This window comes from uncultured Halopseudomonas sp. (genome assembly GCF_963977355.1).
Taxonomy (GTDB): domain Bacteria; phylum Pseudomonadota; class Gammaproteobacteria; order Pseudomonadales; family Pseudomonadaceae; genus Halopseudomonas.
The window spans coordinates 1-23565 of record NZ_CAXBOV010000038.1 but is presented as its reverse complement, the minus strand read 5'-3'; the positions used below and the strand labels follow the sequence as shown (position 1 = coordinate 23565).

The following is a 23565-nucleotide window of genomic DNA, read 5'->3' as shown; positions in this document are numbered from 1 at the left end:
TTTGGCACATTGTGCCTCTTTTCAAAAGTGTCCGCAGTAACGGGGTAGAACCCCTATGAGCTGTTGCCATGCAAGACTTTCCGTTTGCACCTGCTTCAACTCAGTGCGAAAGCCGGCCAACAGCTCATCCGTCAGCCCATGGTCTTCACCCAATTTGGTACGGACAATTGCTACTGCCGTATCTTGCAAGGACGCTTTGGCAAGGTCGCTTAGGGCCTCTTGTAGCCGGTAGATTTGCTGATTGTCAGCACTAATCCGTTCGGGCAACTGTTGCAGATACTCAGCCAGTTGCTGGTGGTAGTGGCCCAATAACTCAACAAAACGCTCGGTCTGACCACGATATAACCATGTGATTGCCGACAAGTTGCTTAGCTGTTCTTCAGTGAATACATGGGAACGTGCCGATACCACCGTATAGACATTCCGTGCATCAATCATCAGCACGCCGTCCAAGCGCTCTTTCGGCTTACTCTTGTCGTAAAACCACAACGTGCAGGGGAGACTGCGGGTATAGAAAAACTTTGGCCCGATGGACATCATCACGTCCACATGGCCGGTCTCCACCAGTTGCTGGCGGATATCTCTGTCTTTATTGCCAGCATCCGAGGCACTGGCCGCCATAACGAATCCGGCCCTGCCAGTGGCATTTAGGTAGCTGTAAAAATACTGAATCCACAGGCTGTTGCCATTCGAAATGGTCTCGGTGGAGTCTTTGCCTCGGCTCTTGCCAGCGGTACCAGGCAAACCAAAAGGCAGACGCTTGGGTAGGTTGTCTTCAAGAGTGCCAACCTGACTTTTGATCTTCGCTACCTGCACACCATCAACGTTAAACGGCGGGTTAGCCATGACAAAGTCACACTGCCCAACCAGCTGATGCTGATCTTCGTAGAAGGTGTTGCCCAGTAGGATTTTGCCTTCCAGGCCATGTACCGCGAGGTTCAAACGTGCCAGCTTGCTGTTGACCTCTGCCTTCTCCTGACCGTAGAAAGTGATGTCCGCATCATGGGTAAGCTTGTGCCGCACGTCCTCCATGAAGTGGCCAGTCTGTACGAACATGCCCGCCGAGCCACATGCTGGATCAAGCACGGTTCCGTGGTCAGGCTCGATCACGTTGACGATCATCCGCACCAAGCTTGGCGGCGTGAAGAACTCACCGCCTTCCTGAGCACCGCTCTGGGCGAACTGATTAAGGAAGTATTCATAGATCCGCCCGAACACATCGCCACTGGCATTTTGCAGAGCGGGGCGGTTAAAAATCTTGATCAGGTCAGGTAGTAGGTCGCGCTCAAGCCCGTGATAATTTTTGGGCAGGGCACCGGCCAGCAGCTTATTGCCGTCCTGATCGGTGACACTGTCTTCAATCGCCTGCATTGCTTCATGGATGGCTGCTGCTATGTTTTCACTGGCGGGCAAACTAGCCAGGCATTCGTAACGGGCGATTTCCGGCAGGTAGATCGCCGCTTTACCCTGAAAACCCAATTTGATGCGGTCTTCACGTAACTGACCTGTAGCTCGAGCAGGAATACTGCTTTCGACCTCTTCCAGCAATGCATAGAAACGAGTTGTGGCATGTCTTAGAAAAATCAGCCCTAGAACAGGCATTGAGTATTCGCTGGCGGTGAGCTTAGAGTTTGCCCTCAGCTGATCCGCTGCCTCCCATAAGTCGTCTTCCAGCTGCTTGAGTTCCTGATAATCCATATTCAAAAACTATTCCTTTTTAGGATCTTTCTAAAGATAAGGTGGTGCGCTTCACAGCCCTTCAGGCCATACCCACGGTCTTGAGCGGTGGTTAAGCCCAGATAGTAGCAAGGGGAGCTCAGCCAAACGAGACTAAATAGCAAATGAATTGTATTCAGTCCAACCTATATTTAATCAATAGAAAACAATGCCTTATAAATGGAAAACCCCCGGCAGATCATAATCTGCTGGGGGTTCCTGTCGAGCTGTCATTAACTTTGGCCAAACCTCTAACTTTGGCCGAAAGGGCAATTAACTTTGCCCGCCTACAGAGGGTTTAGACGTCGAGATTGGAAACTGCCAATGCATTCGTCTCGATAAACTCACGGCGGGGCTCTACATGGTCACCCATTAACGTATTGAAGATCTGGTCCGCCGCGATAGCATCCTCGATGTTAACCCGCAACATGCGACGGCTGTCAGGATCCATAGTGGTTTCCCACAGCTGGTCCGGGTTCATTTCGCCCAGTCCCTTGTAGCGCTGGATCGTGTGCCGGCGAGCAGTTTCGCTCATCATCCATTCGAGACCTTCCTTGAAGTGGGTGATCGGCTTTTTCTTCTCGCCACGTTGCATGTAGGCGCCTTCTTCCAGAAGACTCTGCAGTTTTTCACCCAACTCAGCCATGGTTCGGTAATCGTTACTGGCAAACAGGTCACGATTAAAAGTGACGTAACTGGACAGGCCATGGGAGATCGACTCAACTTCCGGCAACCAGAGGTGACGCTCACGGTCTTCACGCAGTCCGATATTGTATTGCTGGCCGGATTTCTCACCGGTCTTGACCATGGTTTCGAACTGAGCAACCCAGTTGTCCATGAAAGCCTTGTCAGCGAGGTTTTCCTGGGAGAGACGGGGCAGGTAGATGAAGTGTTCCATCAGCTCCAGCGGATATAGACGGGCGAGACGCTTCAGCGTCTTCATTACCGAACGGAACTCCTGAACGATACGCTCCAAACCCTCTCCAGTAATACCTGGAGCATCCTCGTTGACGAACAGGTAGGAATCCTCGAGGGCGGACTGGGTGAGGTATTCCTCCAGCGCTTCGTCGTCCTTCAAGTACTGTTCCTGTTTGCCTTTCTTGATCTTGTAGAGCGGCGGCTGGGCAATATAGATATAACCGCGCTCAATCAGCAAGGGCATCTGTCTGAAGAAAAAGGTCAGGAGAAGCGTACGGATGTGCGAGCCGTCAACGTCGGCATCGGTCATGATGATGATGTTGTGATACCGAAGCTTGTCCACATTGAACTCTTCACGGCCAATACCGCAGCCCAGTGCGGTGATCAAGGTGCCGACTTCAGCGGAAGAAAGCATCTTGTCAAAGCGTGCTTTTTCTACGTTGAGGATCTTGCCCTTGAGCGGAAGGATCGCCTGAGTCTTGCGGTTACGGCCCTGCTTGGCCGAGCCACCCGCAGAGTCACCCTCCACTATGTAAAGTTCTGAGAGGGCAGGATCCTTTTCCTGGCAGTCAGCAAGCTTGCCGGGCAGGCCCGCGATATCCAGAGCGCCTTTGCGGCGTGTCATTTCCCGCGCTTTGCGTGCAGCTTCACGGGCCCGTGCTGCATCAATCATCTTGCCCACAACGGCCTTGGCTTCATTCGGGCGCTCGAGAAGATAATCGGAGAACGATTTGTTCATCTCCTGCTCGACCGCCGTCTTGACCTCGGAGGAGACCAGCTTGTCCTTGGTCTGGGAAGAGAACTTGGGATCAGGCACTTTTACCGAGATGATCGCAGTAAGACCTTCACGGGCATCATCACCTGAAGTGCTTACCTTAAGCTTCTTCAGCAGGTTTTCCTGCTCGATGTAGCTGTTGAGCGTCCGCGTAAGAGCGCTACGGAAACCGGCAAGGTGAGCACCGCCATCACGTTGTGGGATGTTGTTGGTAAAACACAGAATGCTTTCATTAAAACTGTCGTTCCACTGCATCGCGACTTCTACCGCAATGCCGTCTTCACGTTGGAAATCGAAGTGAAACACAGAGTTGATAGTGGACTTGTTGACGTTCAGATATTCAACAAAAGCGCGCAGTCCGCCCTCGTACTTGAACAGTTCTTTCTTCCCTGTGCGTTCATCTGACAGATGGATGCCCACGCCAGAATTCAGGAAAGAGAGTTCACGCAGGCGCTTGGCCAGAATGTCCCAGCTGAAGCCGATGCTGGTAAAAGTTTCGGCTGAAGGCTTGAAGTGGATCTGGGTGCCTGTTGTCTCTGTGTCTCCAACGGCCTTCAGCGGATGCTGGGGGACGCCATGGACATATAGTTGCTCCCATACCTTGCCGGCTCGGCGAACGGTCAGAATCAGCTCTTCAGAAAGCGCATTTACAACAGATACGCCTACACCGTGCAGACCGCCAGAAACCTTGTAGCTGTTATCGTCGAATTTACCGCCAGCGTGCAACACGGTCATGATGACCTCTGCTGCTGATACGCCCTCTTCGTGCATGTCCACCGGTATGCCACGGCCGTTATCGCGTACCGTGATGGATTCATCGGTGTGGATAACGATAGTGATATCCGTACAGTGACCTGCGAGGGCCTCATCGATGGAGTTATCTACTACCTCAAATACCATGTGGTGCAGACCAGTACCGTCATCCGTGTCGCCGATGTACATGCCGGGGCGTTTTCGCACCGCATCCAGGCCCTTGAGGACCTTGATGCTTGATGAATCGTAGGCTCTTTCTTCGGTCATAATCTCGTCACTCCAGACAACTTTCGGTCTGCACAATGTGTCCATGTTCCACGTGGAACATGGTCAGTAATGTTTCTTTTTGCCAGGACTGGGCAAGCTGTTCAGCCTCTACACCAGTAATAAACACCTGACAATTCAAGCCCTCAAGTAATGCACAAAGGGCCTTACGGCGATGCTCATCCAGTTCAGAGGGGAGGTCATCAACTAGAAAAATACAATCCTGTTGACGCCCACGCTCCTTGAGCAAATAACCCTGCGCAATCTTCAACGCACATACCACCAACTTTTGCTGGCCCCGCGAAAGGACTTCAGCAGCGTTCATACCCTTGATCCGCAACCGCAAATCAGCTCGCTGTGGGCCGGCCTGGGTATGACCCAACTGACAGTCACGTTCAAACTGGGAGTCGAGTACCAATTGCAGATCCCGCTCTTTATCCCAGCCCCGGTAATAACTGAGAACCAAACCATCCAGACTGACCAACTTGCCGAGCACTTCCTCGAATACAGGCTTTAACTTGGCAATATAGGAACGTCTGTATTGGTCAATTCGTTCACTAGCGCTCACCAGCTCCGCTTCCCATGGGGCCAGTTGTGAACGCTCAATTCTACCACGTCGTAGCAGCGAATTCCGTTGCTTGAGGCTTTTTTGAAGACGCTGCCATGTGCTCAAGAATTGATGTTCCACGTGGAACACACCCCAGTCCAAGTACTGACGTCTTTGCTTTGGAGCACCTTCAAGCAACCTGAAGCTGTCAGGGTTAATCAACTGCAAAGGGAGAGTATCGGCAAGCTGGGCGGTGCTACGTACCGTCTGACCATCTATGCGTATCTGATAATCCGCCGCCTTGCTGCGGGTAATACCCATGGACGTAAGCACGCCGTTGTTAAGCAGCAATTCGCCGAAAACCGTGCAGGCTTCGTGTTCATGCTGAATAACAGGTTGCAAACGAGTACTTCGGAAGGAGCGAGCAAGACCCAGAATATGTATGGCTTCAAGCAGGCTGGTTTTACCGCTGCCATTGTCGCCGTAGATGAGATTGATGTGGGGGGAAGGGTAGATCGTCACCGGGTGCAGGTTGCGCACCGCGGTGACTGACAATCGCTTGAGGGGCATGAAGTACTGAGTAACCTACAAACGCATCGGCATGACGACGTAAACGCTGTCATCCGATTCAGATTCTTGTACCAACGCACTGCTGTTGGCATCGGACAGAATCATTTTTACCTGTTCGTTACTCAAAACGTTCATGACGTCCAGAAGATAGCTGACGTTAAAACCAATCTCCAAAGCACTGCCGTTATAGTCAACGGCGATATCTTCTTCGGCCTCTTCCTGCTCAGGGTTGTTAGCCTGAATCTTGAGCAGCGAGTCGCTCAACATAAGACGTATGCCACGATACTTCTCGTTAGAAAGGATCGCGGTACGGCTGAAGGCGTTGCGCAACACCTGGCGATCAGCGAGAACAATTTTGTCACCGCCACGGGGCAGAACGCGCTCATAGTCGGGGAACTTGCCATCGACCAGTTTGGACGTAAAAGTGAAATCGCCTGTAGTCGCACGGATGTGGTGGGTGCCCAAAACGATAGTGACCAAGTCATCTGCCTCGCCAAGAAGACGAGCCAGCTCCAGTATGCCTTTGCGCGGCACAATCAACTGATAGCGTTCCTGGTAATCAATATCCGCATCCAGGGTACACATGGCCATACGGTGTCCATCTGTTGCGACAGCACGCAGTTGTCCTTTGTTGATTTCCAGCAACATACCGTTGAGGTAATAACGCACGTCCTGTTGAGCCATGGCAAAACTGGTGCGTTCAATAAGACGTCGCAATTTGTTCTGATTGACAGAGAAGGTCATGGAACCAGGACCTTCTTCTACATTAGGGAAATCGGACGCAGGAAGCGTAGCCAATGTGAACCGACTGCGGCCGGCCTTGATAACCGCCTTGTTGTCTTCAACCTTGAGCGTCAACGCAACATCGTCTGGTAGCGACTTGCAGATATCCATGAGCTTGCGCGCAGGCACGGTAATCTCACCAGCCTCGGCAGCTTCTTCCAACTGGATCCTGCCAACCAATTCAACTTCCAGGTCGGTGCCAGTCAGCGACAGCGTGTTTCCATCCACTACCAGCAGAACATTCGAGAGGACCGGTAGGGTCTGACGACGCTCTACGACCCCGGCCACAAGTTGCAAGGGTTTCAACAGGGCTTCACGCTGAATGGTAAATTGCATTGTCTTCCTTCGACCTCGTGCAGTATGAGAACGGTTACTGGAAATTTGACCTCAGGTGGTCAAGGTTCTCAGCAGATTTTTGTAATCTTCCCTGATGTCTGCATCCATCTCACGCAACTCGGCAATCTTGCGTGTGGCATGCAGAACAGTAGTGTGATCCCGACCACCGAAGGCATCACCAATTTCAGGAAGGCTATGGTTGGTCAGTTCCTTGGACAACGCCATGGCTACCTGGCGAGGCCTGGCAACCGAACGTGAACGACGTTTCGAAAGAACGTCCGACACTTTGATCTTGTAGTACTCAGCCACAGTACGTTGGATGTTGTCGATACTTACCAACTTGTCCTGCAGCGCCAGGAGATCCTTGAGAGACTCACGAATCAGCTCGATAGTGATATCCCGACCCATGAAGTGGGCGCTGGCAATAACACGCTTCAGCGCGCCCTCGAGTTCGCGTACGTTTGAACGAATACGTTGGGCAATGAAGAAAGCAGCATCATGTGGCAGATCAACGCGGGATTGTTCGGCCTTCTTCATCAGAATCGCTACACGGGTTTCAAGCTCGGGCGGCTCAACTGCAACAGTCAGGCCCCAGCCGAAGCGGGATTTCAACCGCTCTTCAAGACCATCGATTTCTTTGGGATACCGATCACTAGTCAGAATAACCTGCTGACCGCCTTCAAGCAGTGCATTGAAGGTGTGGAAAAACTCTTCCTGTGAACGTTCTTTCTTGGCAAAAAACTGAATGTCATCAATCAGCAAGGCGTCGACCGAACGGTAATAGCGCTTGAAGTCGTTGATCGCGTTCATCTGCAAGGCCTTCACCATATCGGCAACAAAGCGTTCCGAGTGCAGGTAAACAATCTTCGCCGCGGGATTCCTTTTCAACAGATGGTTGCCGACCGCATGCATCAGGTGAGTCTTGCCCAGACCAACCCCGCCATAAAGGAACAAGGGGTTGTAGCCATGTTTGGGGTTGTCAGCAACCTGCCACGCCGCCGCGCGAGCCAACTGGTTGGACTTACCCTCAACAAAGTTCTCAAACGTAAAGCTGCGATTGAGATAGCTGGTGTGTTTGATAACCGGGGAACTGGGACCACCCTGGTCAGCCCTTTGAGGCGGACGCGGATCATCTTCTTCGATTCTTGAACGCTGACCCTGCTCGGGTTGAAACCCCTGGGCGATAACCTGGGTTCGGGGCATCACAGGGGCGCTGGCAGAGCGAAGAGTATCTTCAGAGGCTGCTACCGACTGCGCAGGCTGAGCACGCGGGGTGCGGACTGCGGAAGCTGCACGGCGACTGCCTATAAGGAGAGAGACGAGCGGCGCCTGTCCCTGAGACAGATCATCAAGCAGCTCCTGGACCCTGTTCAGATATTTGTCATTGACCCAGTCAAGGACAAAACGGTTGGGTGCATAAAGCCTCAGTTCAGCCTGATCACCATCAACCTGTAAAGGCCGAATCCAGGTATTGAACTCTTGGGATGGAAGCTCATCACGCAAAAAATCGATGCATTGCTGCCAGAGTACAACCGACACGTATTCCCCCGGTCCTTCCGTCTGGAACGACATTATTTTTGGTCTGGCAGGCTAACAGTTGAAGCTGACCTGCCGGTTATTTCCAGCGGTCATTCTAGCCTTTTAAAGGCCTACTTATCCACACTCTTACCTCGCATCTGAGACATACGACCGAACCTGAACAAGCGATCGAAACTCACGAAAGAAAAGCTGAAAAGCTTCTGGAACAGGCTCCTACCGGTTCCATGAGCCGTGTGCACAAGTGACCATGAAGCCTGTTGAGAAGAGCCATGCAAGTATGTGGACAAAATAGCCTGTGGATAGAATGCTATGTTATCCACAACCGCTCCACATGAACGGGACCCATTCAAGCACCGTTTGTCTACAACCTTTCAGAGCGGGCAAACCAATGAAAAATATGGAAAATAATGGCTTACCCACAGAAAACACGCTGACCATTAGCATTAACATCTTCATTCTTTAAGAAAAGATCTTTTCTATATTGTTTTTAATAGGATAGAGCACCAAATCGAATTGACCTGCCAAGGGTTATTCTCTAGAATTGCCGGTCCCTTGAAGGGGCTCACTGCTCTGACGCGAATCAATCAGGTATCCCAAGATGAAAAGAACATTTCAACCCAGCGTTTTGAAGCGCAAGCGTAACCACGGTTTCCGTGCACGCATGGCTACTGCCAACGGTCGCAACGTACTGGCCCGTCGTCGTGCCAAAGGTCGTAAGCGCCTGTCAGCTTAAGACCGGCTGTACTGGTGGACCACGGATTCAAACCTGAATACCGGCTACTCACGCCTGGTCAATTCAAACTTGTATTCGACGGCGCCACTCGCAAGGCCTCCGGGCCCTATGTGCTGTTGTTGGCCAGGTCTAACGACCTGGATCACCCACGCCTGGGCCTGGTGATTGCCAAGAAAAGTGTCAAACGCGCTGTTGACCGTAATCGCGTCAAGCGCATTGCCAGAGAGTCATTCAGGCTGAACAAGCCAGAACTCGGCAATCTCGACATTGTCGTCCTGGCCCGCAAGGGCCTGGGCGAACTTGATAATGCCGCGCTGCACGAAATGTATAGAGGCATGTGGCGCAAGCTGGCAAAGTCTGCTGACAAGCCACCCCGTTCACGCCAATCCGGACCCCCATCATCCAATGCGTAATCTCGCACTCGGACTGATCAAGGTTTACCGCTACGCTATCAGTCCCCTGATGGCCAGTCATTGTCGTTTCTATCCTTCCTGTTCCTGTTATGCCCAGGAGGCCATCGAATCTCATGGTCTACTCCGCGGCAGCCTGTTGAGCGCGAAACGAATTGGCCGCTGTAATCCCTGGAGCGACGGGGGCTATGATCCTGTACCACCTGCCACTGACAATCATTCTTCCCAGATGAACAAGCCATGAACATGCAACGAAATATCCTGATAGCTGCTTTGCTCGTGATTACCTATCTCATGGTTCTGCAGTGGAATACAGACTACGGCCAACCAGAGTTACCCGAAGCAGTTACCAACCAGCAGCCTGCGGGTGAGAACCTGGATTCTGACGTTCCTGCAGCGGTAAACACTCAGCCTGCAGCAGGACCAGCTGATGATGTTCCATCAGCAGTGGAACCCGGTGTTGCGGATGTACCCGTTACGCCTGCAACCTCCCAGGCGAACAACAGTCTGATCAAGGTAGCAACCGACACCCTGCTGGTAGCTATTGACCCACGCGGTGGTGACCTGGTTGATCTGTCGTTGCCGAAATACCCGGTTCGCAAGGATCGTCCAGACTTGCCATTTCCCATTCTGGAACGTTCCGCCGGAATGACCTATGTGGCGCAAAGCGGTCTGACTGGTAAGAATGGTGTAGATGCTCGTCCCACTGGCCGCCCTCTTTATACTTCCGAGCGCCAGAGTTATACCCTCGGCGATGACGATCAAGTCGTAGTGGACCTGCGCTACGAAGATGCTGGCGTCAGCTACATCAAGCGTTTCACCTTTACCCGTGGCCAATACCTGGTTGATATCGACTACCTTATCGATAACCAGAGTGGCGAAAGCTGGAGTGGTAATCTCTATGGGCAGATCAAGCGCGACGACAGCCCTGATCCCTCCAGCTCCAGTGCTACCGGTATGGCTACCTATCTCGGCGCAGCCTACTGGGCTTCTGATGATTCCTACACCAAAGTCGACTTTTCCGATATGGATAAATCGGCTCTGCGTGAGACTGTAGATGGTGGCTGGATTGCATGGTTGCAGCATTACTTCGTCAGCGCATGGGTGCCGCCAGCCGGTCAGCAGCATGTGTATCAAACCCGTAAGGACAGTGCTGGAAACTACATCGTCGGTTTCACCAGCCCCGCAACAGTAGTACCGGCCGGTCAGCAGGCAAGCATTTCCGCCGACTTTTACGCAGGTCCGAAAATCCAGGATCGATTGAAAGCAATTTCCCCCGGTCTGGAACTGACAGTCGACTACGGTTTTCTCTGGTGGATTGCGCAGCCTTTGTTCTGGGTCCTGAGCTTCATTCACGGTTTCGTCGGCAATTGGGGCTGGAGCATCATCCTCCTTACACTGCTGATCAAACTCGTCTTCTTCCCATTGTCTGCCACCAGCTATCGGTCCATGGCTAACATGCGCCGTGTCGCACCAAAGCTAGCGGCACTGAAGGAACAGCACGGCGACGACCGGCAGAAAATGTCCCAGGGCATGATGGAGCTGTATAAAAAGGAAAAGATCAATCCGCTGGGTGGCTGTTTGCCGATCCTGGTGCAGATGCCCGTGTTCATTGCCTTGTACTGGACATTGATGGAAAGCGTCGAAATGCGTCAGGCTCCATGGCTTGGCTGGATCACCGACCTGTCGCTAAAGGATCCCTATTTCATCCTGCCTATCCTGATGGGCGCGACGATGTTCATTCAGCAGCAACTGAACCCAACTCCGCCAGATCCGATGCAGGCGAAGGTCATGAAGATGCTACCCATTGTCTTCACCTTCTTCTTCCTCTGGTTCCCGGCTGGTCTGGTGCTGTACTGGGTAGTCAACAACATGCTGTCCATTGCCCAGCAGTGGTACATTACCCGGCAGATAGAGAAAGGCGCTGCCGCTAATAACTGAGCATGAACTGATCCAAGCAAACGCCCCGTAATCGGGGCGTTTTGCTGTATGCCTAAAAGCCAAACCCACAGAGATCGCCAATGAGCCCCAGTTATCACATAGACACCATAGCTGCGATAGCAACGCCTCCGGGACAGGGTGGCGTAGGCATAGTACGAGTATCCGGTCCGGCGGCCTTACAGATCGCCCAACAGATCAGTCGTCTTCAACCCAAAGCCCGACATGCTCACTATGGTACGTTCTGGCACCAGGACAGGGCTCTGGACCAAGGCCTGACCCTGTTTTTCCCGGGTCCTCATTCCTTTACCGGTGAGGACGTTCTCGAGCTACAGGGCCATGGCGGTCCGGTGGTATTGGACCTGTTACTCAAGGCCTGTTTTGACGCGGGAGCCAGACCGGCACGGCCAGGTGAATTCAGTGAACGGGCCTTTCTCAACGATAAACTTGACCTAGCCCAGGCCGAAGCCATTGCGGACCTTATCGAGGCCAGTTCGGAACAGGCAGCTCGCAACGCGCTGCATTCACTTCAGGGTGCATTTTCAACACGGGTACACGAGCTGACCGAAGCACTGATCGGTTTGCGTATATACGTCGAAGCGGCAATCGACTTTCCAGAAGAGGAGATTGATTTTCTGGCTGATGGGCATGTACTGGGTCAGCTGCAGGCAATCCGCAAGAGACTGCGGGAGGTACAACGCGAGGCAGGCCAGGGCGCTTTGCTGCGCGATGGCATGAGCGTCGTGATTGCTGGTAGACCCAACGCGGGCAAATCCAGCCTCCTGAATGCCCTGGCAGGTAAGGAAAGTGCCATTGTTACTGATATAGCAGGAACCACCCGTGACGTGCTTCGTGAGCATATTCATATCGATGGGATGCCGGTGCATATCATCGATACCGCAGGTTTGAGAGATACCCAGGACCAGGTGGAGCGTATTGGCGTTGAACGCGCAATGCTGGCCATTGGGGACGCTGATCGGATCCTGCTCATGGTAGACGCGTCGCAACCCGAGGCACGACATCCCGATCAACTCTGGCCTGAATTTCTGACCAGCCCACCGGACCCGGCCAAAGTAACACTGGTGTTGAACAAGATAGACCTCACCGGGGAATCCATTGGCCAGGAACAATCCCCAGACGGCAGTGTGACACTGCGCCTGAGTGCACGCAGTGGCGAAGGTGTGGATATGCTCCGTGAGCATCTGAAAAGCTGTATGGGCTACTCACAGACCAGCGAGAGCCTGTTCAGTGCACGACGACGTCACCTGGAAGCCCTGGAGGAGGCAAGTGAGCTGCTTGGTCACGGCCATGACCAGCTGACGCTATTGGGGGCCGGCGAACTACTCGCAGAGGATCTACGAATGGCTCAGCAAAAGCTCGGTTCCATCACTGGTGAATTCAGCGCAGATGATTTGCTGGGGCGCATCTTTTCCAGCTTCTGCATTGGCAAATAATACATCCGACCGATAAAAGAACACTTTTATTTGGCTTTGAAACGTCCAAATTCAGCACCTGAGTCCTGTGTACAACTGCCCCTAAGCAGGGGGTCGAAAGTTGTGTACGAAGCCCCTTCAAAATAGCCTGTGTATAAGTAGCCTACTTGTACACAGGTTCATCACCGGGTAGGAACCCATCCAAACGCAGCTTGACCACAGAGTTTCTTCCTCCTGAAACACCCGTAATAGAAGGGTTAAAACCACTTACCCACAGATATCGTCCTCACCATTAGCATTAACAACATAAAGCTTTTAAAATCTTTTCTTTCTATATTCAATTAATGAGTGAGCTAAGCGAACTGCAAAAGACGCTGCTCAAAAAATAGCCAACCCAAGGCTGCATTTTTCCGCTTCAGGCCCTATAATCTCTGCCCTTTTCCCGACGCCGGCCATTTGCCCGGAACGAGGTTTGCTGTGAATTTCCCAAGTCGTTTTGACGTGATCGTGGTAGGTGGTGGCCATGCCGGTACGGAAGCTGCGTTAGCCGCTGCCCGTATGGGAGTAAAAACACTGCTGCTCACTCACAATGTTGAAACGCTGGGCCAGATGAGCTGCAATCCCGCCATTGGAGGCATTGGCAAGAGCCATCTGGTCAAGGAAATCGATGCTCTCGGCGGAGCAATGGCCAAGGCTACAGACCTGGCCGGTATCCAGTTCAGAGTTCTCAACAGCCGTAAGGGCCCTGCAGTCCGGGCCACCCGCGCGCAAGCAGACCGGATTCTGTACAAGGCAGCCATACGCGAGATACTCGAGAATCAACCCAATCTGTGGATATTCCAGCAGGCATGTGATGACCTTATCGTCGAAAATGACCAGGTCTGTGGCGTTGTTACCCAGATGGGCATGCGCTTTCACGCCAGTAACGTGGTTTTGACCACAGGTACTTTCCTCGGTGGTCTGATTCATATTGGCCTGGATAATTACTCAGGCGGTCGAGCAGGTGATCCTCCAGCTACGACATTGGCCAACCGGCTGCGTGAGCTACCGCTGCGCGTTGACAGGCTGAAAACTGGCACACCACCGCGTATCGATGGACGCTCGGTCGATTTCAGCAAAATGACCGCCCAGCCCGGTGATACCCCGCTGCCGGTTATGTCGTTCCTTGGCAAGGTCGAGGAGCACCCAGAGCAGGTCAATTGCTGGATCACCTACACCAACGAGCGTACCCACGAGATCATTCGCAAAAATCTTGATCGCTCGCCAATGTATACAGGCGTAATCGAAGGAGTAGGCCCGCGTTACTGCCCCTCGATCGAAGACAAGATCCACCGCTTCGCCGACAAGAACCAGCATCAGGTATTCATCGAGCCTGAGGGTCTGACTACCCACGAGCTGTACCCCAACGGTATTTCCACTTCACTACCCTTTGACGTGCAACTGCAGGTTGTACAGTCGATTGAGGGTATGGAAAACGCGCATATCCTGCGTCCCGGTTACGCCATCGAATACGACTATTTCAATCCCCAGGATCTGAAGTACTCACTGGAAACCAAGGTCATTGATGGCCTGTTCTTTGCGGGTCAGATCAATGGCACAACCGGGTACGAGGAAGCGGCAGCTCAGGGTCTTCTGGCGGGAATGAACGCGGCTCGCCGGGCAACCGATCAGGAAGCCTGGTGTCCTCGTCGTGACGAGGCCTACATAGGCGTATTGGTTGATGATCTGATCACCATGGGTACCCGCGAACCCTACCGGATGTTCACCTCGAGGGCTGAATATCGTCTGGTACTGCGTGAGGATAATGCGGATTTGCGCCTCACCGAGAAGGGACGTGAAATCGGCTTGGTTGATGACCACCGTTGGTCCGTTTTCAGCGCCAAGCGTGAAGCCATTGATCAGGAACATCAGCGTCTACGCAGCACCTGGGTTCAACCGGCCAGCGATATTGGTAAAGCCTTCGCGAATAAATTCGCTACGCCGCTGACCCACGAATACAGTTTGCTTGATCTGCTACGTCGTCCCGAGGTTGATTACCACGCCCTGTGTGAATTGACCGGCAAGGTTGATATTCCGGCTGACGCTGCCGAACAGGTCGAGATCCATACCAAGTACGCCGGCTACATCGAGCGGCAGCAGGATGAGATCAACCGTCTGCGTCAGCATGAACAAACGGCCATTCCTGAAAGCCTGGATTATCTTGCGCTCAATGGCTTGTCCAACGAGATCAAACACAAGCTCGCCGACATACGCCCCCAGACCCTGGGACAGGCTTCGCGGATTCCGGGTGTGACACCTGCCGCAGTCAGCCTGTTGCTGATCCATCTGAAAAAACGCAGCGCGGCTGGCAGCAGCCTCGTGCGTGAGGCCTGACACCAATGACGGATCACGCTGCAGAGCTGGCCAGCGGTGCTGCCGAGATGGGCATTACGGTCAGCGATACGCAGAGTCGCCAGCTTCTTGATTATCTTGCCCTGCTGCACAAGTGGAACAAGGCCTACAATCTTACGGCAGTGCGCGATCCTGATGAAATGGTCAGCCGTCATCTGCTCGACAGTTTGAGTATTCTCCCTTTCGTTGGCGGCAAGCATTGGCTAGACGTCGGTAGTGGGGGCGGTATGCCCGGCATCATATTGACTATCATGCGTCCTGATATTCAGTTCATGTTGCTCGACAGCAATGGCAAGAAAACCCGTTTTCTTACCCAGGTAAAGCTCGAACTGGGGCTGGAAAATCTGAAAGTGACTCAAGGCAGGGTCGAAGCCTTTCAAACCGATAGCGCCTTTGATGGTATTGTTTCTCGAGCTTTCAGTTCACTGGCCGATTTTACCCAGATGACGCGTCACCTGAGTCACCCTGGTACGCGCTGGTTAGCGATGAAAGGACAATACCCGGAAGAGGAGCTAGCAGCCTTGCCGGTCGATTTCGAAGTGGATCGCAGTACTCGGCTGGCGGTACCTGGTTGCCAGGGCAACCGCCATCTGTTGATACTGCGACGCCTGGTTCAGGCGGTGAACGGATAGGAGGTCGTTGTGGGCAAGGTATTGGCAATAGCCAACCAGAAAGGCGGTGTCGGCAAGACCACCACCTGCATCAACCTGGCTGCTTCGTTGGCAGCAACCAAGCGTAAGGTTCTGTTGGTGGATCTCGATCCGCAGGGTAACGCTACCATGGGTAGTGGTATCGACAAGGCGAGCCTCGAAAACTCGGTGTACGAGCTGTTGACCGATCGCTGCGATTTCAAGCAGGCAGTCCAACGCTCGGATAACGGTGGTTACGATCTATTACCGGCTAACGGTGATCTGACCGCAGCTGAAGTCGAATTGCTGGCCATGAAGATGAAGGAAAGCCGGCTGCGCTATGCACTCGCATCCGCGCGTACTGCCTACGACTTCGTGCTTATTGACTGTCCACCTTCGCTTAACATGCTCACTGTGAATGGATTGGTGGCAGCCGACGCGGTGATTATTCCGATGCAATGTGAATATTATGCGCTTGAAGGTTTATCGGCACTGGTCAATACCATCCAGCGTATCGCTGCTGTGCTTAACCCCAGTTTGCAGATCGAGGGCTTGCTGCGCACCATGTACGATCCGCGTAATAGTCTGACCCTCGACGTATCGGCACAATTGACCAATCACTTTGGTGACAAACTTTACCAGACGGTGATTCCGCGTAATGTGCGCCTGGCAGAGGCACCCAGTTTTGGCATGCCGGCATTGAGTTACGACAAACAATCGCGTGGCGCGGTGGCCTACCTTGCGCTGGCTGGTGAAGTAGTGCGCCGCAACAAGCAGGCAGCTCGGGCCGCGGCCCTGGCCAACGCGAACGACTAATCAAAAAGGACGATAGACGCATGGCGGTCAAGAAACGCGGCTTGGGGCGGGGACTCGATGCTTTATTGGGCCAGCCCGGTAACACCGGGCAGGAAGCAGAAAGCAAGGAACAGCAACTCAAGGATCTGCCGGTTGATCTGATCCAGCGGGGCAAGTACCAGCCACGTCGCGATATGGACCCCCAGGCCCTTGAAGAGCTCGCCAACTCGATTCGCGTTCAAGGTGTAATGCAACCGATCGTAGTGCGTCCTATTGCCGACGGTCGTTTTGAAATCATTGCAGGTGAGCGCCGTTGGCGTGCCACCCAGCAGGCCGGTCTCGATACCATCCCAGCGGTTATCCGCGACGTACCCGACGAAGCGGCCATTGCCATGGCGCTTATCGAGAACATCCAGCGTGAGGACCTCAATCCGATCGAGGAAGGCATTGCGCTTCAGCGCCTGCAGCAGGAGTTTGAATTGACTCAGCAGCAAGTCGCCGATGCCGTTGGCAAATCGCGTGTCACCATTACCAATTTGTTACGATTGATGTCATTACCCGATGATGTGAAGCTTCTACTCGAGCGCGGCGACCTGGAAATGGGACATGCCCGTGCACTTTTGGGTCTCCCTGCGGAGCAGCAGACACAGGCAGCACGGCAGGTTGTGGCCAAGGGACTGACTGTGAGACAGACAGAAGCTCTGGTCAGACAATGGCTCAACCCCCGCCGTGAACCCGGTGATACCCGGGTGAACCCTGATATAGAAAGGCTGGAACAGGATCTTGCCGAGCGTATAGGGGCCTCGGTCAGTATTCAGCATGGTGCCAAGGGCAAAGGCAAACTGGTGATCAGCTACAGTTCTCTGGATGAACTCGACGGTGTGCTGATGCATATCAAGTAACGCCGAACTGGCCAACGTTGGCGGATACCGCGGCATTTGGCCGGTTGCTGTTGAACCTGATCTTTTTTCAACCTATACTCCTCGCGCTATTTTAGCTGGTGTAAATGCACCAGTCTGTTGCATACAGCGACTCGAAAAGAAGCTTGAGGTATTAACTGCGAGGCGGGTGGATGGACGCAAGAACACCCAATAAAACGCCGTTTCGTCAGTTGCCCGCCTTTCCGGTGCTGGTTATGCAATGCGTGGTTGCCCTTTTGGCAGCCTTGATCCTGTGGATTGTCCAGGGTCATGTGGCTGGATATTCCGGTCTGCTCGGGGGGCTGGTAGCTTTGCTCCCCAATGCCTATTTTGCCTATCGGGTGTACCGCTATAGCGGAGCCCGGTCGGCGCGGGTCATCGTCAAGGAGTTCTACTCCGGCGAGGCCGGCAAGATTATTTTGACAGCCGCACTCTTCGTGCTGGTTTGGGTAGGTGTTAAACCCCTGGAGCCGACCGCCGTATTCGCCGGTTATCTCGCGGTACTGGCAGTAGGGGCAAGCGCATTACTCATAGTCCAACGATTTCAAAAGCATTGAGTTAGAGGCAAATATGGCAACTTCTTCAGCGGATTATATCCAGCACCATTTGCAGAACCTGACTTACGGTAAGCTCCCAGCTGGTTATGAGCGATACGACGGCAGCGTTGTGCAGGAAGCGACTTGGACAATGGCCCAGAGTGGCGCGGAAGCGACCGACATGGGTTTCATGGCATTCCATGTCGATACCCTTGGCTGGTCGGTATTCATGGGTCTGGTGTTTCTGTTCATCTTCCGCACTGTTGCGAAAAAGGCCACTGCCGGCATTCCGAGCAAGACCCAGAATGTCGTCGAAATGGTCGTCGAATTCGTGCAGGGCGTCGTCAAGGACACCTTCCACGGCCGCAATGCTCTGGTAGCGCCACTCGCCCTGACTATTTTTGTCTGGGTCTTCCTGATGAACTCGTTGAAGTGGATCCCGGTCGATTACATCCCGGGTCTGGCCAAGGCCCTTGGCCTGGAATACTTCAAGATCGTGCCAACGGCTGATCCTAACGGCACCTTCGGTATTTCCCTGGGTGTATTTATCCTGATTATTTTCTACAGCTTCAAGGTGAAGGGCTTCGGCGGCTTTATCAAGGAGCTATCGTTCACGCCGTTCAAGCACTGGGCTCTGATTCCATTCAACCTGTTCCTTGAAATTCTCGGCCTGCTGACCAAGCCCTTGAGCCTGGCGCTACGACTCTTCGGCAACATGTATGCCGGTGAAGTGGTGTTTATTTTGATTGCTCTGTTACCGTTCTACCTCCAGTGGGGGCTGAACGTGCCATGGGCCATCTTCCATATTCTTGTAATTCCGCTGCAGGCCTTCATCTTCATGGTGTTGACTGTGGTGTACCTGAGTGCTGCTCATGAGGATGCTCACTGACGCACTCGAACCGTGTTCAATCAATAACTAACCTTGAACTGCAACCTTGAACTTTAGGAGTAATTATGGAACTCGTAATCATGTCTGCCGCCATCATGATCGGTCTGGGCGCTCTGGGTACTGGTATTGGCTTCGCCCTGCTGGGTGGCAAGCTGCTGGAATCCACTGCACGCCAGCCTGAACTCGGTCCGCAGCTGCAAACCAAAACCTTCCTGATGGCCGGTCTGCTCGACGCCGTGCCAATGATCGGTGTTGGTATCGCGATGTACCTGATCTTCGTTGTTGCCCCTGGCATGGTCGCTTAATCCAGTTTGATCTCCGGCGGAGTTACTTCTGGTAAGTGCTCCGCCAGAAAATCATCTGGATCGACAAATCCGGGACTCAACGAATAGCACGAGGTAAATCGCTGTGAATATTAATCTGACGCTGTTTGGTCAAACGATTGCCTTCGCTATTTTTGTCTGGTTCACCATGAAGTATGTATGGCCGCCTATCACTCAGGCCATGCAGGAACGCCAGAAAAAAATCGCCGAAGGCCTGGATGCGGCTGGCCGCGCCCAGCGTGACCTGGATCTAGCCCAGGAGAAAGCTTCCCAGACCCTGCGTGACACCAAGGAACAGGCTACTCAGATCATCGAGCAAGCCAACAAGAGTGCCAACCTCATTGTCGAGGAAGCGAAGGACCAGGCACGTTCCGAAGGTGAGCGCTTGATTACGGCCGCCAAAGCCGAAATCGAACAGGAAGTAAATCGCGCCAAGGATGAACTCCGTGCCCAGGTAGCCGTACTGGCTGTGCAGGGTGCCGAGCATATTCTGGAGTCCGAAGTGGATTCCAAGGCACACAGTGAGCTGGTTAACAAACTGGCCGCACAACTCTAAGCGAGGCGAGCGATGGCTACTATCAACACGCTAGCTCGACCTTATGCGAAGGCAGCGTTCGAGTTCGCTTCTTCCGCCAATACGCTGGATGCCTGGTCGGGCATGCTGGCGTTGGCGGCTGCGGCGGTCGAGGATGATGCTTTTGCTCAGAGGATGCGCAATCCCGGCTTGACCGATGAGCGCAAGGCGGAAGACCTGCTCATGGTGTGCGAGGGTCATATCGACGAAGGGTTCGGCAATTTTGTCAAAACCCTTGCCGAGCATGATCGTTTGCCCTTGATCCCGGTAATTGCCGAGCTTTACGAGCAGCACAAGGCAGAACACGATCGGAGCATAGTGGTCGAGGTGGAATCCGCCTTCGAGCTGAGCGACGATCAACAGAAAACGCTGGCAACCGCACTAACTAAGCGGTTAGACCGGACAGTAACTCCTCATGTGACCATCAACCCGGCCTTGATCGGCGGTGTGTTGATTCGTGCGGGTGACCTGGTCATCGACGGTTCGGTCCGCGGCAAGCTGGATAAGCTGGCCGAGGCGTTGAAATCCTGATTTGAGGGACATGGCATGCAGCAATTGAATCCTTCCGAAATTAGCGAAATTATCAAGCAGCGCATCGAGAAACTCGATGTGTCTTCGCAGGCCCGGAACGTGGGTACTATCGTCAGCGTTTCTGACGGTATCGTGCGCATTCACGGCCTTGCTGATGTGATGTACGGTGAAATGATCGAGTTTCCCGGTGGTGTATACGGTATGGCACTGAACCTGGAGCAGGACTCCGTAGGTTCGGTTGTACTGGGTGACTACCTGGGTCTCGCCGAGGGCATGACCGCCAAATGTACCGGTCGTATTCTTGAAGTCCCGGTAGGTCCGGAATTGCTTGGTCGCGTTGTAGACGCACTGGGTAATCCGATCGACGGCAAGGGCGTGATCGACGCCAAGCTGACTGACGCAGTCGAGAAAGTGGCGCCTGGCGTGATCTGGCGTAAGTCGGTAGACCAGCCGGTACAGACCGGTTACAAGTCAATCGATGCCATGATCCCGATCGGCCGTGGCCAGCGTGAGCTGATCATCGGTGACCGTCAGACTGGTAAGACAGCTATCGCGATTGACGCGATCATCAACCAGAAAGATTCCGGCATCAAATGTGTGTACGTAGCAATCGGTCAGAAGCAGTCGACCATTGCCAACGTTGTGCGCAAGCTGGAAGAAAACGGCGCGATGAGCAACACCATCGTTGTCGCGGCTTCGGCTTCCGAGCCAGCTGCCCTGCAGTTCCTGGCTCCTTACGCCGGCTGCACCATGGGCGAGTACTTCCGTGACCGCGGTGAAGATGCGCTGATCATCTATGATGACCTGTCCAAGCAGGCTGTTGCCTATCGCCAGATCTCCCTGCTGTTGCGCCGTCCACCGGGTCGTGAAGCCTACCCCGGCGACGTGTTCTATCTCCACAGTCGTCTGCTGGAGCGCGCATCACGTATTTCCGAAGACTACGTCGAGAAGCTCACCAACGGTGCAGTGAAAGGCAAGACCGGTTCGCTGACGGCTCTGCCGATCATCGAAACGCTGGCCGGTGACGTATCTGCCTTCGTACCAACCAACGTGATCTCGATCACCGACGGTCAGATCTTCCTGGAATCCAACCTGTTCAACGCGGGTATCCGTCCGGCCGTTAACGCCGGTGTTTCGGTATCGCGTGTAGGTGGTGCAGCTCAGACCAAGATCATCAAGAAACTGTCCGGTGGTATTCGTACCGCTCTGGCTCAGTATCGTGAACTGGCGGCCTTCGCCCAGTTTGCTTCGGACCTCGATGAGGCTACCCGTAAGCAGTTGGAGCACGGTCAGCGCGTTACCGAGCTGATGAAGCAGGGTCAGTATGCGCCCATGTCGGTTGCCGAAATGGCCATCGTTCTGTACGCAGCCGAGAAAGGGTTCCTGACCGACGTCGAGATGAACAAGATTGGCTCGTTCGAGAAGGGCCTGCTGGCCTACTTCAAGCGCGACAAGGCTGATCTGGTTGCCAAGATCAATGAGAAGGGCGACTACAACGACGAGATCGAAGCCGGTATCAAGTCTGGCATCGAGAACTTCAAGGCGACCCAGAGCTGGTAAGCCGATTGCGGGGTCTGACACTGTCAGACTCCGCTTCGTGCGATCTGGCCGCAGGCTAACCTGAAAGGTGAGACATGGCAGGCGCAAAAGAGATACGCGGTAAAATTTCGAGTATCAAGAGTACTCAGAAGATCACCAGCGCCATGGAGAAAGTGGCAGTCAGCAAGATGCGCAAGGCACAACAGCGCATGTCTGCCAGCCGACCCTACGCTGACCGTATTCGTCAGGTCATTGGCCATTTGGCTAATGCCAACCCGGAATATCGTCACCCGTTCATGCAAGAGCGTGAAGTGAAACGGGTCGGTTATATCGTGGTGAGTACGGACCGTGGTCTGTGCGGGGGCCTGAACACCAACCTGTTCAAGGCTCTTATCACAAACATGAAAGAGTGGCGTGACCGTAACGTCGAAACCGAGCTGTGCGTTATTGGCAGCAAGGGCGCGACGTTCTTCCGTAGTTACGGCGGTAACGTGGTCGCGGCGATCAGCAACCTGGGTGAACAGCCCTCGCTGAATGATCTGATTGGTAGCGTCAAGGTTATGCTTGATGGTTACCACGAAGGTCGTATCGATCGCCTGTATCTGGTCTCCAACGCATTCGTCAACACCATGGTGCAACAGCCCAAGGTGGAGCAGATGATCCCGTTGGTTCCTGCTGACAAAGAGGAACTCAAGGGTCACTGGGACTATGTCTACGAGCCGGATGCACGTGAACTGCTCGATGGTCTGCTGGTTCGTTACATCGAATCGCAGGTTTACCAGGCAGTGATCGAGAACAATGCCAGCGAGCAGGCGGCACGTATGATCGCGATGAAGAATGCGACTGACAATGCGGGCGATATCATCGACAGCCTGCAGCTTATTTACAACAAGGCTCGTCAGTCAGCGATCACCCAGGAAATTTCGGAAATCGTCGGCGGCGCCGCCGCGGTCTCCTGAGACCCGGCCAGACGATAGCGGTTTCATACCACTTAGAGGAACCAAACATGAGTAGCGGACGTATCGTTCAAATCATCGGTGCCGTCATCGACGTGGAATTCCCACGCGAAGGCGTTCCGAAGGTATATGACGCGTTGCTGGTAGACGAAAAGGGTCTGACCCTGGAAGTTCAGCAGCAGCTCGGTGATGGCATTGTACGGACCATCGCCATGGGTACCACCGAAGGTGTCAAGCGCGGCCTGGCCGTAAGCAGCACTGGTGCAGCCATTTCTGTCCCCGTGGGTATCAAGACCCTGGGCCGGATCATGGACGTGCTGGGTAACCCCATCGACGAAGCTGGCCCGATTGGCGAAGAAGAGCGTTGGGGGATTCACCGCCCTGCACCTTCCTATGCGGAACAGGCCAGCTCCAATGAACTGCTGGAAACCGGCATCAAGGTTATCGACCTGATCTGCCCGTTCGCCAAGGGCGGTAAAGTGGGTTTGTTCGGTGGTGCCGGTGTGGGCAAGACGGTAAACATGATGGAGCTGATCCGTAACATCGCGATCGAGCACAGCGGTTATTCCGTGTTCGCCGGTGTGGGTGAGCGTACTCGTGAGGGTAACGACTTCTACCACGAGATGAAGGACTCCAACGTACTGGACAAGGTAGCGCTGGTTTACGGTCAGATGAACGAGCCGCCGGGTAACCGACTGCGCGTTGCCCTGACCGGTCTGACCATGGCCGAGAAGTTCCGTGACGAAGGTCGTGACGTACTGTTGTTC

21 protein-coding genes and 1 pseudogene are annotated in these 23565 nt (G+C 53.7%); 17 read left to right on the top strand and 5 right to left on the bottom strand.

Translation table 11 applies throughout. The features are described 5' to 3' along the window. Positions 1-21 precede the first annotated feature (21 nt). The 5 genes from AAC076_RS16295 to dnaA all read right to left on the bottom strand — a co-directional run bounded on the left by AAC076_RS16295 (position 22) and on the right by dnaA (position 8201). Positions 22-1698: an N-6 DNA methylase gene (locus AAC076_RS16295; RefSeq protein ID WP_339847752.1), complete on the bottom strand. Its 1677-nt coding sequence runs from the start codon at positions 1696-1698 to the stop codon at positions 22-24. A gap of 316 nt (positions 1699-2014) precedes the next feature. Then, positions 2015-4429, bottom strand: coding sequence for a DNA topoisomerase (ATP-hydrolyzing) subunit B (gene gyrB / locus AAC076_RS16290; RefSeq protein WP_339847741.1), 2415 nt, complete (start codon positions 4427-4429; stop codon positions 2015-2017). Between the two features lie 7 nt (positions 4430-4436). Next, positions 4437-5543 (bottom strand): DNA replication/repair protein RecF, encoded by a 1107-nt coding sequence (gene recF, locus AAC076_RS16285; protein WP_339847738.1) that lies wholly within the window; start codon positions 5541-5543, stop codon positions 4437-4439. 15 nt (positions 5544-5558) lie between these two features. Next, positions 5559-6662, bottom strand: a complete 1104-nt coding sequence (gene dnaN / locus AAC076_RS16280; RefSeq protein ID WP_339847736.1) for a DNA polymerase III subunit beta — start codon at positions 6660-6662, stop codon at positions 5559-5561. Between the two features lie 51 nt (positions 6663-6713). Next, on the bottom strand, positions 6714-8201 hold the full coding sequence (gene dnaA, locus AAC076_RS16275; protein WP_339847749.1) for a chromosomal replication initiator protein DnaA: 1488 nt from the start codon (positions 8199-8201) through the stop codon (positions 6714-6716). A gap of 598 nt (positions 8202-8799) precedes the next feature. Between dnaA and rpmH the strand changes: the two genes are divergently transcribed. From rpmH to AAC076_RS16190, 17 genes and pseudogenes are all read left to right on the top strand, one after another. Next, positions 8800-8934, top strand: a complete 135-nt coding sequence (gene rpmH / locus AAC076_RS16270) for a 50S ribosomal protein L34 (RefSeq protein WP_084671860.1) — start codon at positions 8800-8802, stop codon at positions 8932-8934. Positions 8935-8945: 11 nt separating this feature from the next. Then, positions 8946-9347 (top strand): ribonuclease P protein component, encoded by a 402-nt coding sequence (rnpA, locus tag AAC076_RS16265; RefSeq protein WP_339847747.1) that lies wholly within the window; start codon positions 8946-8948, stop codon positions 9345-9347. Beyond that, the gene (gene yidD / locus AAC076_RS16260) at positions 9340-9588 is read left to right on the top strand and encodes a membrane protein insertion efficiency factor YidD (RefSeq protein ID WP_339847733.1); all 249 of its coding nucleotides are present in this window, start codon (positions 9340-9342) and stop codon (positions 9586-9588) included. The genes rnpA and yidD overlap by 8 nt, the downstream gene beginning before the upstream one ends. Further along, positions 9585-11285, top strand: coding sequence for a membrane protein insertase YidC (gene yidC / locus AAC076_RS16255; RefSeq protein ID WP_339847731.1), 1701 nt, complete (start codon positions 9585-9587; stop codon positions 11283-11285). Before yidD ends, yidC begins: the two co-directional genes overlap by 4 nt. 80 nt (positions 11286-11365) lie before the next feature. After that, positions 11366-12736 (top strand): tRNA uridine-5-carboxymethylaminomethyl(34) synthesis GTPase MnmE, encoded by a 1371-nt coding sequence (mnmE, locus tag AAC076_RS16250; protein WP_339847729.1) that lies wholly within the window; start codon positions 11366-11368, stop codon positions 12734-12736. A 456-nt stretch (positions 12737-13192) separates the two neighbouring features. Next, a complete protein-coding gene (gene mnmG / locus AAC076_RS16245) occupies positions 13193-15088 on the top strand; it encodes a tRNA uridine-5-carboxymethylaminomethyl(34) synthesis enzyme MnmG (protein ID WP_339847727.1) in 1896 nt (631 codons plus the stop codon). Then, positions 15085-15738, top strand: a complete 654-nt coding sequence (gene rsmG / locus AAC076_RS16240) for a 16S rRNA (guanine(527)-N(7))-methyltransferase RsmG (RefSeq protein WP_339847744.1) — start codon at positions 15085-15087, stop codon at positions 15736-15738. Before mnmG ends, rsmG begins: the two co-directional genes overlap by 4 nt. Before the next feature lie 9 nt (positions 15739-15747). Beyond that, positions 15748-16551: a ParA family protein gene (locus AAC076_RS16235; protein ID WP_339847725.1), complete on the top strand. Its 804-nt coding sequence runs from the start codon at positions 15748-15750 to the stop codon at positions 16549-16551. Positions 16552-16571: 20 nt separating this feature from the next. Next, positions 16572-17432: a ParB/RepB/Spo0J family partition protein gene (locus AAC076_RS16230; RefSeq protein ID WP_339847723.1), complete on the top strand. Its 861-nt coding sequence runs from the start codon at positions 16572-16574 to the stop codon at positions 17430-17432. Positions 17433-17602: 170 nt separating this feature from the next. Further along, positions 17603-18007, top strand: a complete 405-nt coding sequence (locus AAC076_RS16225) for a F0F1 ATP synthase subunit I (protein ID WP_339847721.1) — start codon at positions 17603-17605, stop codon at positions 18005-18007. Between the two features lie 13 nt (positions 18008-18020). Then, positions 18021-18875 (top strand): F0F1 ATP synthase subunit A, encoded by an 855-nt coding sequence (gene atpB / locus AAC076_RS16220; protein ID WP_339847719.1) that lies wholly within the window; start codon positions 18021-18023, stop codon positions 18873-18875. Between the two features lie 65 nt (positions 18876-18940). Continuing rightward, positions 18941-19180: a F0F1 ATP synthase subunit C gene (gene atpE, locus AAC076_RS16215; protein ID WP_339847716.1), complete on the top strand. Its 240-nt coding sequence runs from the start codon at positions 18941-18943 to the stop codon at positions 19178-19180. A 103-nt stretch (positions 19181-19283) separates the two neighbouring features. After that, positions 19284-19754: a F0F1 ATP synthase subunit B gene (locus AAC076_RS16210; RefSeq protein WP_339847713.1), complete on the top strand. Its 471-nt coding sequence runs from the start codon at positions 19284-19286 to the stop codon at positions 19752-19754. A gap of 12 nt (positions 19755-19766) precedes the next feature. Then, positions 19767-20303 (top strand): F0F1 ATP synthase subunit delta, encoded by a 537-nt coding sequence (locus AAC076_RS16205; protein WP_339847710.1) that lies wholly within the window; start codon positions 19767-19769, stop codon positions 20301-20303. 15 nt (positions 20304-20318) lie between these two features. Continuing rightward, a complete protein-coding gene (gene atpA, locus AAC076_RS16200; RefSeq protein ID WP_339847708.1) occupies positions 20319-21863 on the top strand; it encodes a F0F1 ATP synthase subunit alpha in 1545 nt (514 codons plus the stop codon). A 74-nt stretch (positions 21864-21937) separates the two neighbouring features. Continuing rightward, the gene (gene atpG, locus AAC076_RS16195; protein ID WP_339847706.1) at positions 21938-22801 is read left to right on the top strand and encodes a F0F1 ATP synthase subunit gamma; all 864 of its coding nucleotides are present in this window, start codon (positions 21938-21940) and stop codon (positions 22799-22801) included. A gap of 47 nt (positions 22802-22848) precedes the next feature. Further along, a pseudogene (locus AAC076_RS16190) lies at positions 22849-23565 on the top strand (F0F1 ATP synthase subunit beta); the annotation flags it as partial.

Excerpts from the sequence above, each read along its gene's own strand:
- AAC076_RS16295 (WP_339847752.1), bottom strand. The coding sequence starts at position 1,698 with ATGGATTATCAGGAACTCAAGCAGCTGGAAGACGACTTATGGGAGGCA.
- gyrB (WP_339847741.1), bottom strand. The coding sequence starts at position 4,429 with ATGACCGAAGAAAGAGCCTACGATTCATCAAGCATCAAGGTCCTCAAG.
- recF (WP_339847738.1), bottom strand. The coding sequence starts at position 5,543 with ATGCCCCTCAAGCGATTGTCAGTCACCGCGGTGCGCAACCTGCACCCG.
- dnaN (WP_339847736.1), bottom strand. The coding sequence starts at position 6,662 with ATGCAATTTACCATTCAGCGTGAAGCCCTGTTGAAACCCTTGCAACTT.
- rpmH (WP_084671860.1), top strand. The coding sequence starts at position 8,800 with ATGAAAAGAACATTTCAACCCAGCGTTTTGAAGCGCAAGCGTAACCAC.
- yidD (WP_339847733.1), top strand. The coding sequence starts at position 9,340 with ATGCGTAATCTCGCACTCGGACTGATCAAGGTTTACCGCTACGCTATC.
- yidC (WP_339847731.1), top strand. The coding sequence starts at position 9,585 with ATGAACATGCAACGAAATATCCTGATAGCTGCTTTGCTCGTGATTACC.
- mnmE (WP_339847729.1), top strand. The coding sequence starts at position 11,366 with ATGAGCCCCAGTTATCACATAGACACCATAGCTGCGATAGCAACGCCT.
- AAC076_RS16230 (WP_339847723.1), top strand. The coding sequence starts at position 16,572 with ATGGCGGTCAAGAAACGCGGCTTGGGGCGGGGACTCGATGCTTTATTG.
- AAC076_RS16225 (WP_339847721.1), top strand. The coding sequence starts at position 17,603 with ATGGACGCAAGAACACCCAATAAAACGCCGTTTCGTCAGTTGCCCGCC.
- atpB (WP_339847719.1), top strand. The coding sequence starts at position 18,021 with ATGGCAACTTCTTCAGCGGATTATATCCAGCACCATTTGCAGAACCTG.
- atpE (WP_339847716.1), top strand. The coding sequence starts at position 18,941 with ATGGAACTCGTAATCATGTCTGCCGCCATCATGATCGGTCTGGGCGCT.
- AAC076_RS16205 (WP_339847710.1), top strand. The coding sequence starts at position 19,767 with ATGGCTACTATCAACACGCTAGCTCGACCTTATGCGAAGGCAGCGTTC.
- atpA (WP_339847708.1), top strand. The coding sequence starts at position 20,319 with ATGCAGCAATTGAATCCTTCCGAAATTAGCGAAATTATCAAGCAGCGC.
- atpG (WP_339847706.1), top strand. The coding sequence starts at position 21,938 with ATGGCAGGCGCAAAAGAGATACGCGGTAAAATTTCGAGTATCAAGAGT.